The organism is Streptomonospora litoralis, assembly GCF_004323735.1.
GTDB lineage: Bacteria > Actinomycetota > Actinomycetes > Streptosporangiales > Streptosporangiaceae > Streptomonospora > Streptomonospora litoralis.
Genome location: NZ_CP036455.1, coordinates 3429584 through 3443461 on the forward strand (window position 1 = coordinate 3429584; position 13878 = coordinate 3443461).

9 protein-coding genes are annotated in these 13878 nt (G+C 73.8%); all 9 read right to left on the reverse strand.

From position 1 onward, the window contains the following. Window positions 1-944: 944 nt before the first annotated feature. Entirely contained in the window at window positions 945-1988 is a 1044-nt protein-coding gene (gene pdxA, locus EKD16_RS14600; RefSeq protein WP_131098891.1) for a 4-hydroxythreonine-4-phosphate dehydrogenase PdxA, read from the reverse strand. A 98-nt stretch (window positions 1989-2086) separates the two neighbouring features. Then, window positions 2087-3523, reverse strand: coding sequence for a four-carbon acid sugar kinase family protein (locus EKD16_RS14605; protein WP_131098892.1), 1437 nt, complete (start codon window positions 3521-3523; stop codon window positions 2087-2089). A gap of 10 nt (window positions 3524-3533) precedes the next feature. Further along, window positions 3534-4997: a GntP family permease gene (locus EKD16_RS14610; RefSeq protein WP_131098893.1), complete on the reverse strand. Its 1464-nt coding sequence runs from the start codon at window positions 4995-4997 to the stop codon at window positions 3534-3536. 19 nt (window positions 4998-5016) lie between these two features. Further along, the gene (locus EKD16_RS14615) at window positions 5017-5802 is read right to left on the reverse strand and encodes a DeoR/GlpR family DNA-binding transcription regulator (protein ID WP_131098894.1); all 786 of its coding nucleotides are present in this window, start codon (window positions 5800-5802) and stop codon (window positions 5017-5019) included. A 544-nt stretch (window positions 5803-6346) separates the two neighbouring features. Next, window positions 6347-8068 carry a 1-deoxy-D-xylulose-5-phosphate synthase gene (locus EKD16_RS14620; protein WP_131102570.1) on the reverse strand — a complete coding sequence of 574 codons (1722 nt, stop codon included), beginning with the start codon at window positions 8066-8068 and terminating at the stop codon, window positions 6347-6349. A gap of 266 nt (window positions 8069-8334) precedes the next feature. After that, on the reverse strand, window positions 8335-9642 hold the full coding sequence (locus EKD16_RS14625) for a 4-hydroxy-3-methylbut-2-enyl diphosphate reductase (protein WP_131098895.1): 1308 nt from the start codon (window positions 9640-9642) through the stop codon (window positions 8335-8337). Window positions 9643-9670: 28 nt separating this feature from the next. Then, on the reverse strand, window positions 9671-10711 hold the full coding sequence (locus tag EKD16_RS14630; protein ID WP_131098896.1) for a family 2 encapsulin nanocompartment cargo protein polyprenyl transferase: 1041 nt from the start codon (window positions 10709-10711) through the stop codon (window positions 9671-9673). A gap of 31 nt (window positions 10712-10742) precedes the next feature. Further along, complete coding sequence (locus EKD16_RS14635; RefSeq protein WP_131098897.1) at window positions 10743-12137, reverse strand: family 2B encapsulin nanocompartment shell protein; 1395 nt, start codon at window positions 12135-12137, stop codon at window positions 10743-10745. A 261-nt stretch (window positions 12138-12398) separates the two neighbouring features. Then, the gene (locus tag EKD16_RS14640) at window positions 12399-13799 is read right to left on the reverse strand and encodes a family 2B encapsulin nanocompartment shell protein (protein ID WP_131098898.1); all 1401 of its coding nucleotides are present in this window, start codon (window positions 13797-13799) and stop codon (window positions 12399-12401) included. Window positions 13800-13878 lie beyond the last annotated feature (79 nt).

Genomic DNA, 13878 nt, shown 5'->3' on the forward strand with positions numbered 1-13878 from the left:
CGGTGGCCCACCCGGCGGGGGCGGCGGGGCCGAGCCCGCGGTAGTCGGCGGCGTCCATGCAGCCGGGTCGGGGCCACGAGACGCACGTACGTGCGGCGGCACCCGCCTCGGCGCCGCCCCGAGGCGCCACCCACGCACCGTGATTCCGCGATACGAAACAACGCGGGGCGTTTTGTCCAGCAATGCCCGATTTCCCAGCGGGCCCGCAGCCGCGCTGCGGCGGCGGTGGCGCACGAGGCGCACCGAATGGCGCGAAAACGCCCCTGACGTCGACTTTTCGTGCACCTCGTCGCCACCGCGCCCGCCGAGGCCGCCCGCAAAACGGGCATAGGACCCCAAAAGCCCACCCCATCGGGTCGTGGAGCTCCCGGCGGCCGCCCCCGGGCGCCACGAGCGACGTGTCGTCGCCCCCGGGCCCCGATCCGGCGCGGCCACCGGGCCGTGCGGGCACCCGCGACCGCGCCCCGCCGCGCGGCTGCCTGCCCGCGCGGGCCCGGCCGGAACACGGCGGCGACGCCTCCCCGCCCCCGCGCCCGCTACGTCCGACGTTCCGGAGTCGGCCGCGGAGCCCGCGGCGATCGCGGCCGAATTCCCACAAAACGCCGCTGGATCTCGTCATACGGGCACAATCGCCGCGCCGCCCTGCGACATAGCGGGCACGCGAGCGCCTCCCGGCTCCCCCGCGCCCTCGCCGACCCCGTCGCGTGGGTCACCGGCGGGTACCTGGCCCATTGGGCGCGGGCTGGGCCCTCCGCCACCGTCGCCGCCGCTTTTCCCGAAGACCACCCGCACCCCGGCAGACCAACAAGGCCGCACAGCAGACCCGAGCCGCCCGCCGCCGACCGCCGCCACCGGCAAGCACCCGACCCGGCGCCGGCTAGCGAGGCGGCGCCGCGGCGGTCACAGCGTCGCGGGAGCCACGGCGGGGCGGCGCGGCATCGCCGTCAGGAACCGTACTCGGCGCGGATGCGGTCGGCGAAGTGGGAGAACTCGCAGCCGTGCAGGAACGCCGAGCGCATCGTGGCGGGGTCGGCGGCGCCGGTGCCGGCGATGTCGAAGGCGGTGCCGTGGTCGACCGAGGTGCGCAGGATCGGCAGTCCCACCGTGACCGAGATGGTGCCGTCGAAGTCGAAGGTCTTCGCGGCGATGTGGCCCTGGTCGTGGTACTGGGAGAGGACCCCGTCGTAGCGGTCCTGCAGCAGTTGGTGGAAGACCGAGTCGGCGGGCACCGGTCCGGCGACGTCGGATCCCCGGGCGCGCACCCGCTCCACGGCAGGGGCGAGGTGGTCGATCTCCTCGGTGCCGAAGGCGCCGTTCTCGCCGCCGTGGGGGTTGATGGCGGCAACGGCCAGGCGGGGCTCGTCGTGGCCGAAGACCCGCAGCGCGGTCAGCGCCTCCTCGATCGCGCCGACCTGGTGGTCGGTTCCGCACTGGTCCAGCGCCGTGCGCAGCGAGACGTGGCGGGTGGCGAAGAAGATCTTCTTGCCGCGCACCACGAACATGGTGTTCTGCCGGGTGACGCCGGTGAGCGCGCCCAGCATCTCGGTGTGGCCGAGGTGCTCGCTTCCGGCCGCCCAGATCGCCTCCTTATTGATGGGGCCGGTGACGACCCCGGAGACGCGGCGCTCCATGGCCGCGCCGGTGGCGACCTCGATCGCGCGCACGGCGGCGGCGCCGGCCCGCTTGTCCACGGTCCCCCAGGCGAGCTCGGCCTCGCCCAGCTCGCCCAGGTCGAAGCAGTCGATCACACCGTCTCGCTCTTCCGGCAGATCCCAGGAGTGCAGTTCGCGGATGCGCACGTCCAGGCCGCACACGTCGGCGGCGCGGCGCAGCACCGCCGGGTCGGCCACCACCACGCCGCGGGCGGAGGCGGTCGTGCCGATCTCGGCCAGAGTGCGGACGGTGATCTCGGGGCCGATGCCCACCGGGTCTCCGACGGTGACGGCGAGGGCCGGGCGTCCGGTGGCGGGTTCGGCGGTCTCGGGCATCTCTTTTCCCTCCCAGGAAGCGGGTCCGGCCGCGGCGAGGGCGGTCGGACGGGTGTCGCTGCTCGTCGCGCGGCGCCGGTCGGCGGCCGCTGACGGGGTCAGGCCCGCGGCGGTGTGCGCGGGCATCCGGCGGTTTCGGAGGACTCGGCGGGCACGGCGGGCTCGGCGGCTCCGGAATAAGGCGGGGTCTGCGGCGGATGGGGCGAGTGCGGGGCGTGGTGCTCGGGCACCTCGGCCGGAACCGTGCGCAGGCGCCCCCGCACGGCGCGGCGCAGCTCGGCCAGGCACTCCACCAGTGCGGAGTCGTCGCCGACCAGGCCGCCCTTGGTGACGACGGGGATCTGGTCGAGGGCGCCGCCGCTGAGGCGGCCGTGCACGGCGAGCGGGACGACCTCGCCGTCCACCTCGAACGCGCGCGCCTCCAGGGCGTCCAGGACGGCCGAGGTCACCTCGCCGCCGCTGGTGTAGAGGCCGCTGGGCCGGGCCGGGCCCTCGGCTCGGCGCACCGCATCGCCGACCAGGGCGGCCAGCAGGCCGGGCAGGGCGAGCTTGGCCGCCCCGGGCAGCTCGACGACGTCGCGGGCGGACTGTGCGGTGCGCAGTACGACCGGTTCGGGGAAGGCGGCCGCCCGGAGGTGGTCGGTGAGTTCCCGGGCCAGCGCGGTGCGGTACTCGCCACCGTCCCGGGCCAGGCGGGCGGCGTCGACGTCGACGAAACGCACCGGCCCGCCGCGGGCGACCGCGTCGAGCTGGCGGCGGGTCAGCTCGGTCGCGCTGCCCACGACCCCCAGCAGCGGTCCGGCTGCTGCGGCGCGCCCGCGCAGCTCCAGTGCGTCGGCCAGCAGCGCCCCGGCGGGGCCGGGGTCGACGGCGAGCCACACCGTCCCGTCGTCGCGGTGGACGACTGCGGCGGCCTGGGCGATGTCGGCCAGGTGCTGCTCGGTGAGCGCGTCGCAGAGCACGACGGGCTCCTCACCGGCGGCCAACTGGGCGGCGAGCGGACCCTGGGCGATGCGGCGCAGCGGGACGTGCCGCACCGCCAGCCCGGTTTGGGCGGCGAGAATGTCGCCCACGACGCTGGTGCGCATCGGGTTGAGCGGGTCCAGGGCCAGCTCCGTGCGCTCCAGCGGGACTCCGTCGAGCAGTTGCACGCCGTCGACGGTGACACGTCCGGAGTCGGGGAAGGCCGGTACGAACAGGGCGCGCACCGGCACGGACTCCGCCACGCGCTCGCGCACGGCCCGCCACGCCGCCTCCAGTTCCGCGCCGACGTTGCCCCGCAGGGTGGTGTCGGTGCGCTTGACCACCAGGCCAACCGGCCAGACCGCCTCCACCGCGTCGGCGACCAGGTCGCCGGCCTGCTCGGCGGGGACGTGGCGGCTGTCGAGGTTGATCACCACGGCGTCGTAGTCGCGGGCCGCGCGCGGCGCCTGCTCGGGAGTGACCGTGGCCACACGCATCCCCGCGCGGGCGAACCGGGCGCCGGTCGCGTTGGCGCCGGTGAGGTCGTCGGCGACGACGAGTACCTGGGCCACGGTCGTCCTCCTATCCCAGAATCAGCGCGGCGATGCCCAGCAGCGGGAGGCTGGCAAGCCACAGGGTGGTGGTGGCGCCGGTCCACATCTTCATCGCCGCCCCTCCGGAGAGACCGGTGAAGCGGGTCACGACCCAGAAGAACGAGTCGCTGACGTAGGAGAAGACGAAGGAGCCGGAGCAGGCCGAGAGCACCGCGAGCGTCGGGTCGACCCCGGCCGACTGCACCAGCGGTGCGCTCAGTGTGGCGGCGGTGATGATGGCGACGGTGCCCGACCCCTGGGCGATGCGCACGAACGTGGCGATGAGGAACGGCATCAGGAACATCGGGACCGGCCACTGCGACACCGTCTCGGCGAGGGCGTCGCCGACACCCGACTGGCGCAGCACTTCGCCGAACGCGCCGCCGGCACCGGTGATGAACACGATCATGCCGGCGGAGGCGGCCGCCGAGGTGAGCCAGCCGACCACCGTCTTGCGGCCGGTGTGCAGCCGCGGCAGCAGGTACACGGCGATGACCAGGCCGATGAGCAGTGCGATGGCGGGCTCGCCGATGAACGCGAACAGCTCGGCGATGCGGCTGCCCTCGGCGGTGGCACCGGTGACGGTGTTGCCCACGATGAGCAGCAGCGGCAGGAGCAGCGGAAGCGCGGCCAGGGCCGGATTGATCCGCGGTTTGCCGCCGGACTCCTCCCCCGCGTCCGACTCCCCGTCTTCCTTGGAGACGCCTGCGCCGGCGCCGGCCGAGCCGATGGTGGCCGTGCCGGCGGTTCCCGCCGCGCCCGAGCCGCGGCCGCCGGCGGCCGCCCCCGCGGTGCCGCCGGCGGCGGCGAGCTCGGGCACGAGGTCGGGGTCCAACTCGCGCTCCAGGCGCGGCCCCATGATGCGGGCGTAGGCGACCACGACCGGCACCAGGATGGCGGCCATGGCCACTCCGGCCAGGATCACGGTTCCCAGGTCCGCGCCGAGCAGCCCCACGGCGGCCAGCGGGCCGGGCGTCGGGGGGACGAGGTGGTGGGTGACGGCCAGGCCGCCGGCCAGCGCCAGGCAAACCCCGACGAGCGGCTTGCCGTAGCGGCGCGCCAGGGTACGCGCCAACGGGTGGAGGATGACGAAGCCGGAGTCGCAGAAGACCGGAACGGACACGACGGCCCCGGTCGCCGTCATGGCGACGTCCTCGCGGCCCTTGCCGAAAGCGCGGACGAACATCCGGGCGAGCGCGTCGGCGCCGCCGCTCTCCTCCAGCACCTTGCCGATCATGACGCCGAGTGCGATGACGATGCCGATCCCGGCGAGGGTGTTGCCGAAGCCGGTGGTGATGTGGTCGATCAGCTCGGTTACCGGGACCCCGGCGACCACGCCGGTGACCAGCGCGCCGGCCAGCAGGCCGACGAAGGCGTCCAGCCGCGACCATACGATGATCGCGACCACGGCCGCGACGCCGAGGACCAGCGCCGCGAGCAGCTGCACATCCATGTCCGCCCCTTTCGTGGGGTCAATCGGTCGCCGCAGGCGTGATGGGGTCGCCTGCGGTCGCGACGACGCGGAGTCGGCAGGAGGGGTCCGCGTCGAAGGTGCGGGCGTCCTCGTCACCGATTCCGTCGTCGGTGACCAGGACATGGGGGCCGGGCGCAACGGCCCAGTAGTGGTGTTCGGCCGCGTTGGCCTTGCTGGAGTCGGCGACCACCACGACCTCGCGGGCGCTGCGCATCTGCAGCTCCTTGATCGCCGCAAGTTCGGGGCTGGGGCAGTTGATCCCGCGACCGGGGACCACCCCGTCGGCGCCGATGAAGGCGATGTCGGCGGTGAGCCGGTCGAGCACGCCGCGGGCGTAGTCGCCCACGATGGATCCCCGGCGCCGCCGCACACGGCCGCCGAGCACGATCAGCTCGACGCCTTCGGCGTCGTGCAGGGCGGTCATCGGACCGAGCCCGTTCGTGGCGACCGTGGGCCCGAAGCGGGAGGCCAGGCGCTCGGCGATGAAGGTGGTCGTGCTGCCCGCATCGAGCAGGACCACGTGGTCGTCGGCGACCAGGTCGGCGGCATAGGCCGCGATACGCCGCTTGGCGGCCGCGTGGCGCCGGCTCTTCTGCGTCCAGGACAGCTCCCCGCCGGTGGGCGAGGGCACCGCGCCGCCGTGGGTGCGCACGACTTTGCCGGCCTGTTCCAGCTCGGCCAGTCCCCGCCGCACCGTGGAGGGGCTGATGCCCAGGATCCGAGCCAGGTCTTCGACCCGCTGGATGCCGTCGATGACGGCGTCCAGCAGCTCCTGATGGCGCACTGCACACTCCCGGCTGCTCATTTCACGCAGATGAACAGCCCAAGAATGACTCAGATGCTCATATTAAGCAACCTGTAAGCCCGATCGTGACTGAAACACGCAAAGCACTGAAAGCTGCACGCTCTGGGGGCGGGCGCGCGGTCGTCGGGCGGGGTGCCCGGCGGTGGCCCAGCCGGCTGAGGGGCGGCTCGGGTCTGCTGTTCGGCCTTGTCGGTGGAGCGCCCGGCCTCGGTGTCGCTGTGCTCGTCCAACGCCCGGAAATCACCAAATCCGAGTCGTTCTTTGGCGAAAACCTCGCGCTCGGCGGCCGGATGAACCGGCGGACCGGACATATCGGCGCCGGCCACCCTCGCACGAGCCACCGCCCGCGGCCAGCACCCGGACTTCCCTTCGCCGACGGCCGCCACCGGCGGGCACCCGGCCCGACAACCGCAGGCGCAACCCACCGCCGCCCTCGCCGCCGCTCTCCAGTAAAGACCACCCGCCACCCGGCAGACCACCAAGGCCGCCCAGCAAACCCGAGCCGCCCCCGCACCGCACCCTTTCAGCCCGGGTGGTCCAGCAGGTTCCGGACGGCGGCTGCGATGCTTTCCGGGTCGAGGCCGACCGACGCGAGGATTCGGCTGCGGGATCCGTGCGGCAGGAACCGGTCCGGCAGGGCTCGGGTGGCGACGCGGGTGGTTGCGCCCGCCGCGGAGAGCTCCGCGGCCAGGCGCATGCCCAGCGAGCCCGTGGTCACCGTGTCCTCGACCGCGACGACGAGGTCGTATCCGGCGGCGAGGGAGACCAGCGCGGAGGAGACCGGGGCCGTCCACCGCGGGTCGACCACGCTCGCGGCGATCCCCCGCCCGTCCAACTCGGCGGCCGCCTCCAGGCAGGCGGCGGCCAACGGGCCCGCCGACACCAGCAGGACCCGGGCACCCGCCGCCTCGCGCAGCAGGTCGCAGTCGCCGATGCGGCGCACGGCCGGGATGTCGGAACCCACCGCGGACTTGGGATAGCGCAGCGCCGTGGGGCCGTCCGCCGTCGCCACCGCCTCCCGGAGCAGTTCCCGCAGGCGGGCGCAGTCGCGGGGAGCGGCCAGGCGCAACCCGGGCACCACCGGGAGCAGCGAACCGTCCCACATGCCGTGGTGGCTGGCCCCGTCGGGGCCGGTCACCCCGGCGCGGTCCAGGATGAACGTGACCGGCAGGCGGTGCAGCGCGACGTCGGCCAGCACCTGGTCGAAGGCGCGCCCCAGAAACGCCGCGTAGACGGCGACCACTGGGTGCATACCGCCGAAGGCGAGTCCGGCCGCCGATGTGACGGCGTGCTGCTCGGCGATACCGACGTCGTGGACACGGTCGGGGAATCGCTCCGCGAACGGGCCGAGCCCGGCGGGCAGCCGCATCGCGCCCGTCACGCAGACCACGTCCGAGCGCTCGGCGCCGATCGCGGTGATCTCCTCGGCGAAGACCGAGGTCCAGGTGGCACCACTCTTGGCCGGCCGCCCCGTCGCCGGGTCGATGACGCCGACGGTGTGCATGTGGTCGCTCTCGTCGGCCTCGGCGGGCGCGTACCCTTTGCCCTTGCGGGTCACGCAGTGGACCACGACCGGCCGGTGCAGCGAGACCGCCGAGCGCAGCGCGTCCTCGACCTCGGCGATGTCGTGACCGTCGACCGGACCGATGTAGGCCAGCCCCAGGCCCTCGAAGACCGTGCCGGCGGACCGCTCCCCCACCGCGCCACGCAGCCCGGCCAGGTGGCGGGCGATACCGCCGACGGTGGGCGAGTAGGAGCGGCCGTTGTCGTTGAGCACGACGACGACGGGCCGCTGCGGCGCGGCGCCGATGTTGTTCAGCGCCTCCCAGGCCATGCCGCCCGTCAGCGCGCCGTCGCCGACGACCGCGGCCACGCGCCGCTCGGTGGTGCCGCTGAGCCGAACGGCCTTGGCGAGGCCGTCGGCGTAGGACAGCGCGGTGGAGGCGTGGGAGTTCTCGATCAGGTCGTGGCCGGACTCGGCGCGCGAGGGGTAGCCGGACAGTCCTCCTTCCTTGCGGAGCGTGTCGAAGTCCGCGCCGCGTCCGGTGAGGATCTTGTGCACGTAGGTCTGGTGGCCGGTGTCGAAAAGCAGGGTGTCGCGCGTGGTGTCGAAGACGCGGTGCGCGGCGATGGTGAGCTCCACGGCGCCCAGGTTCGGGCCGAGGTGCCCACCGGTGCGCGAGACCTTCTCGATGAGGAAACGCCGGATCCGCGCCGCCAGGGGCGGGAGGTCCGCGGCCGCCATGGCGCGCAGGTCGGCCGGCGACCTGATGGTGTCCAGCGGGTCCGCCCCGCCCTCGGCGCCGTCGGCCCCGCCCGCGTCGGGGACGCCGGAGGCGTCGGCGGCGGGCTTCGCGCTGCGAAGACCACGGTCGCGACCGCCGCTCGGGCTGAAGCCGCCCTCACGGACGCCTCCGCTACCGCGGGCGGGTGCGCCGCCGCCGGGGTCGGACTGCGGCTCCGCTGCGGGCGCCGCCGCTGCGGTGTTTGCCGGATCCGTGGAAGCCCTGGTCACGACGGCCTCACCACCGAAGGCAGGGTGAAGTGGATGGTCTCGCGGGTGATCTCGCGTTCGTGCACGGTCACCGGGCCCAGGCCGCCGAGCGCGGTGATCACGGCCTCGACCAGCCCCGGCGGCGCCGAAGCCCCGGCGGTGAGGCCGACGGTACGGGCCCCGGCCAGCCACTCCGGCCGGATGTCGCCGGTGTCGTCGATGAGCCGGGCCGGAGTGCCGCAGCGCTCGGCGAGTTCGACCAGCCGCACCGAATTGGAGGAGTTGTCCGAGCCGACCACCAGGACCAGGTCGGACTCCTCGGCAATGGATTTCAGGGCGTCCTGGCGGTTGGTTGTGGCATAGCAGATGTCGTCGGATGCGGGCCCGCGCAGGGCGGGGAACCGCGCACGCAGGGCGTCGACGACCGCGGCGGTCTCGTCGGTGGCCAGCGTGGTCTGGGTGAGGTAGGAGACGCGTTCGGGGTCGGCGACCTCCAGCGCGGCGACGTCCTCGGGGGTCTCGACCAGGACGGTGCGTTCCGGCGCCTCGCCGAGGGTGCCCTCGACCTCCTCGTGTCCGGCGTGGCCGATCAGCACCACCGTGTCGCCGCGGGAGGCGTAGCGGCGGGCCTCGGTGTGCACCTTGGTCACCAGCGGGCAGGTGGCGTCGATGACCCGCAGACTCCGCTCGGCCGCCTCCTGGTGCACCCGGGGCGATACGCCGTGAGCGGAGAACACCACCGTGGCGCCTTCGGGCACCGCGTCCAGCTCGTCGACGAAAACCGCGCCCCGCGACTCCAGGTCGGCGACGACATGGGTGTTGTGCACGATCTGCTTGCGGACGTAGACGGGGCTGCCGCGCTGCGCCAGCGCCTGCTCGACGACCTCGATGGCGCGCTCGACCCCGGCGCAGAACGACCTCGGCGCGGCGAGCAGGACGGTGCGCGCGGTGCCGGCGACCGCCAGCCAGGCGTCGACGGCCTCGCGCGCCGCGCGTTCGGCGGCTGCATCCGCCGGGTCCGCGGCGCAGGCGGCGCCCAGACCGACGGGCGGGTCGGTTCCCGGTATCAGAGCGGTGAACCCAGGAGCGTGCCGGTCGCCGCCTTCGGGGGCGGCCGATGGTGGGCCCTCGCCCGCGGCCAGCGGCAGGGTGCCGCGCACGGGCTGCGCACCGCGGCGGCGGAGGTCGCCGGCGACGAGGGCGGCCGCCGGGCATGCGATCTCGGGATCGTGCGCGCGGACGAGGCGGTCGGCGACCAGGACGGAGCCCGGCCGCAGCGGGTGCGCGGCGCCGGGGTCCGTGGGCGGTGCTGCGGTGTCGGACATTGCTCTGCCTCCTCGGATCGGCCGTCGGTCAGTGGTCGCGTCGGGTGGCCAGGCGGGCGAGTGCGGCCAGTTCGGCCGCGGGGGACGCGGCGGCGGCCGCGGCGCGCAGGTGCTCCAGCGACCGCTCCAGCAGAGCCTCGGTCTCCCGCTCGCCCCAGTCGCGTCCGCCCGCCCGTTCCACCAGTTCGGCGGCGCGGACGAGGTCGGGGCCCTCCAGCGACCGTTCGCGGGCGAACAGGGCCGCCAGTTCGCCGGACTCGGCGGCGCCGGCGGCCAGCGCGGCCACGACCGGCAGCGTCTTCTTGCGGTTGCGCAGATCGGAGTGGACGGGTTTGCCGGTGACTGCGGGGTCGCCCCAGATGCCCAGCAGGTCGTCGGCGATCTGGAAGGCGAGGCCGAGCAGTTCGCCGAATCGGCGCATGTCCTCGGCCCCCTGCGGTGTAGTGCCGCCGAACGCGGCCCCCAGGCCGCAGGCTCCGCCCAGCAGCGCGCCGGTCTTGGCCTCGGCCATGGACCGGCACTCGGCCGGTCCGACGTCGGTGCGGCGCTCGAAGTCCATGTCTGCGCTCTGGCCGTCGATGAGGCGCTGGACCGCCTCGTTGAGCCGGTGCGCCGCCTCCGGCGGGGTGTGGCCGCTGCCGGCGGCCAGCGCGTCGAAGGCCAGGGAGAGCAGCGCGTCGCCGGTGAGGATGGCGCCGCCGACACCGAAGACGCTCCAGGCTGTGGCGCGGTGTCTGCGGGTGGTGTCGCCGTCCATGACGTCGTCGTGCAGCAGCGAGAAATTGTGCACCAGTTCGACGGCCACGGCGGCCGGCACCGCGTCTTCGGCACGGCCGCCGACGGTTTCGGCCGCCAGCAGGGCGAGCGCGGGCCGGAACATCTTCCCGCCCGCGCCGCCCACCGGGTTCCCGCGCTCGTCGCGCCAACCGAAGTGGTATTCGGCGATCGCCCTCGGCGAAGGGGGAAGCGTCTGAACCGTCGCGCGCAAGACGGGGTCGACGATGTCGCGGACACCGGCGAGCACCTCGGCCGCCGAGCGGCCTCCCGTCGTCTCCTCGATTGCCACCATGAGCCGGAATCCCTTCTGTGCGTTCCGTCGGTCAGCGGCCGATCTCGACGTTCTCCAGGACTCCGAGGGCGTCGGGGACCAGCACGGCGGCGGAGTAGTAGGTGCTGACCAGGTAGGACATGATCGCCTTATCGTCGATGCCCATGAACCGCACCGACAGCCCCGGCTGGTACTCGTCGGGCAGCCCGATGTGGTGCAGGCCGACCACCCCCTGGTCGTCTTCGCCGGTGCGCATGGCGATGATGGAGCTGGTGCCGCGGGCGGTGACCGGGATCTTGTCGCAGGGCAGCATGGGGATGCCGCGCCAGCCGGTGACGCTGTGCCCCTCGTGGGCCAGGCTGTCGGGGTAGACGCCGCGGCGGCTGCACTCGCGGCCGAAGGCGGCGATCGCGCGCGGATGCGCCAGGATGAACCGTGTCCTGCGCCGCCGGGAGACGAGTTCGTCGAGGTCGTCGGGGGTGGGCGGGCCGGTACGGGTGGGGATGCGCTGCTTGAGGTCGGCGTTGTGCAGCAACCCGAAGTCGCTGTTGTTGACCAGCTCGTGCTCCTGGCGCTCCCGCAGCGCCTCGACCGTCAGCCGGACCTGCTCCTCCAGCTGGCTCATCGGCTGGTTGTACAGATCGGCCACCCGCGTATGCACCCGCAGCACCGTCTGCGCCACACTCAGCTCGTACTCCCGCGGTGAGAGCTCGTAGTCGACGAACGTGCCCGGCAGGTCCGGCTCGCCGGCATGGCCGGACGCGACGGCGATGTCGGCCTCGCCGTACCTGTTGACGGGGTACTCCGACCGGGCGCGGGCGCCTTCGAGATGGGCGCGCAGGGCGGGTGAGGCGTCGGCGGCCTGCTGGAACGCCGAGCGCGGCAGGGCCAGGACGGTGCAGGCCGTGCGGGCCTTGACGGTGTCCTCCCACGTGCCGGGATCGGCGTCCATCGCGGAGTCGCCGAAGTGGTCGCCGTCGACGAGCAGGCCGACCACGGTGTCGTCGCCGTACTCACCGGCCCGGTGCACGCCCGCCTTGCCGTGGGCCATGAGGTAGACGTGGTCGACGGGGGCGCCCGCGGCGGCGATGACGTCGCCGGGACCGTGTTCACGCTGCTCGAAGCGCTCGGCCAGGGCCGCGAGCGCGGCCTCGTCGGCGAAGCCGCGCAGCGCCGGGAGTTCGGCCAGTTCCGGCGGGACGACGCGCACGTCGCTCCCGGTGGTGATGAAGCTGACCCGGCCGTCGCCGACGGTGTAGGTCAGCCGCCGGTTCACCCGGTAGGTGCCGCCGTCGACCTGCACCCACGGCAGGACACGGAGCAGCCAACGGGAGGTGATCCCCTGCATCTGCGGCGGAGTCTTGGTCGTCGTCGCCAGATTTCGCGCCGCCGCGGTACCGAGGCTCAGCTGCTCGGATTGCGGATTCTCGACGCTGGATTCGGTCATCTGTCGCACCACCTGACTTGTGGTCGTATCGGAGGCGCCCCCGCTGGTCGCGGGAGCGCTGGGTCGCGCCGGCGCCCGGATGCGCGGTACGCCCGCGGCGGGCGCGGCCGGGGCCGGCAAGGGGCTGCGGTCGGGCGGGCGCCCGCGGCGTGGAGGGTCCGATGCGCGGGCGGCCGCGGCGGAAGGGGGGAGGGCCCGTGCGGCCTGCGTCGGGGGCGCGGGGGCGCCGCACGGGCGGTTTGGGGCCGCGGAGGCGGCGGATCAGCCTTCGCGGCCGATCTCGACGTTCTCCAGGATTCCGAGGGCGTCGGGGACCAGCACGGCGGCGGAGTAGTAGGTGCTGACCAGGTAGGACATGATCGCCTTATCGTCGATGCCCATGAACCGCACCGACAGCCCCGGCTGGTACTCGTCGGGCAACCCGGTCTGGTGCAGGCCGACGACGCCCTGCTTCTCCTGGCCGGCGCGCATGACCATGATCGCGGTGCTGCGGGTGGAGGTGACCGGGATCTTGTTGCAGGGGAAGATGGGCACTCCGCGCCAGGCGGGTACCCGGTGGCCCTCGACGTCGACGTTCTGCGGGTAGACGCCGCGGCGGCTGCATTCGCGGCCGAAGGCGGCGATCGCGCGCGGGTGGGCGATCAGAAAGCTCGGGTCCTTCCACACCGTGCCCAGGAGTTCGTCGAGGTCGTCGGGGGTGGGCGGGCCGGTACGGGTGGGGATGCGCTGCTTGAGGTCGGCGTTGTGCAGCAACCCGAAGTCGCTGTTGTTGACCAGCTCGTGCTCCTGGCGCTCCCGCAGCGCCTCGACCGTCAGCCGGACCTGCTCCTCCAGCTGGCTCATCGGCTGGTTGTACAGATCGGCCACCCGCGTATGCACCCGCAGCACCGTCTGCGCCACACTCAGCTCGTACTCCCGCGGTGCGGCCTCGTAGTCGACGAACGTGCCCGGCAGGTCCGGCTCGCCGGCATGGCCGGAGGCCACCGCGATCGCCGCCTCGCCACCGGGGTCCTCCTCGCGGGCGGGGCGCGCGTGGACCTCGGCCACGTGTGCCCGAAGCGCGTCGGAACGGTCGGCGACCTGCTGGAACTCCGAGCGCGGCAGCCAGAGCACGGTGCAGGGGGTGACCGCCTTGGCGGTGGCGTCCCAGGAGCCCTCCTGCTGGACCAGGGCGGCCGAGCCGAAGTGGTCGCCGTCGATCATGGTGCCGAGCACGGTCTCGTCTCCGTACTCGCCGGAGCCCAGCCGGTTCACCTTCCCGTGGGCGATGAGGTAGACGCGGTCGGCGGGGGCGCCGCGTTCGACGATGACGTCGCCGGGCGCGTACTCCTCCTGGGTGAAGCGCTCGGCGAGCGCCTCCAGCGCGGCCTCGTCGCCGAAGTCGCGCAGGAGCGAGAGTTCGCAGAGCTCCCGCGGGATCACCCGGACGTCGGTGCCGGCGGTGATGAAGCTGACGCGGCCGTCGCCGACGGTGTAGGTCAGCCGCCGGTTCACCCGGTAGGAGCCGCCCGTGGCCTCGATCCAGGGGAGCAGCCGCAGCAGCCACCGTGAGGTGATCCCCTGCATCTGCGGCGGAGTCTTGGTCGTCGTCGCCAGATTTCGCGCGGCCGCGGTTCCCAGGCTCAGCGGTTGCTGCCCGTTCTCCACACCGGACTCGGTCATGGTGCTTCCACCCGTTCCTTTGCTGACCGTTGATGCTGTGCCGATTGTTCTCGACCGGCGTGGCCCGCCCGCGGGAACG

What these genes read in the sequence shown, in the direction of transcription:
- pdxA (WP_131098891.1), bottom strand. Translation starts at nt 1,988, where the DNA reads ATGCCCGAGACCGCCGAACCCGCCACCGGACGCCCGGCCCTCGCCGTC.
- EKD16_RS14630 (WP_131098896.1), bottom strand. Translation starts at nt 10,711, where the DNA reads ATGGTGGCAATCGAGGAGACGACGGGAGGCCGCTCGGCGGCCGAGGTG.
- EKD16_RS14640 (WP_131098898.1), bottom strand. Translation starts at nt 13,799, where the DNA reads ATGACCGAGTCCGGTGTGGAGAACGGGCAGCAACCGCTGAGCCTGGGA.
- EKD16_RS14625 (WP_131098895.1), bottom strand. Translation starts at nt 9,642, where the DNA reads ATGTCCGACACCGCAGCACCGCCCACGGACCCCGGCGCCGCGCACCCG.
- EKD16_RS14635 (WP_131098897.1), bottom strand. Translation starts at nt 12,137, where the DNA reads ATGACCGAATCCAGCGTCGAGAATCCGCAATCCGAGCAGCTGAGCCTC.
- EKD16_RS14620 (WP_131102570.1), bottom strand. Translation starts at nt 8,068, where the DNA reads ATGGCGGCCGCGGACCTCCCGCCCCTGGCGGCGCGGATCCGGCGTTTC.
- EKD16_RS14610 (WP_131098893.1), bottom strand. Translation starts at nt 4,997, where the DNA reads ATGGATGTGCAGCTGCTCGCGGCGCTGGTCCTCGGCGTCGCGGCCGTG.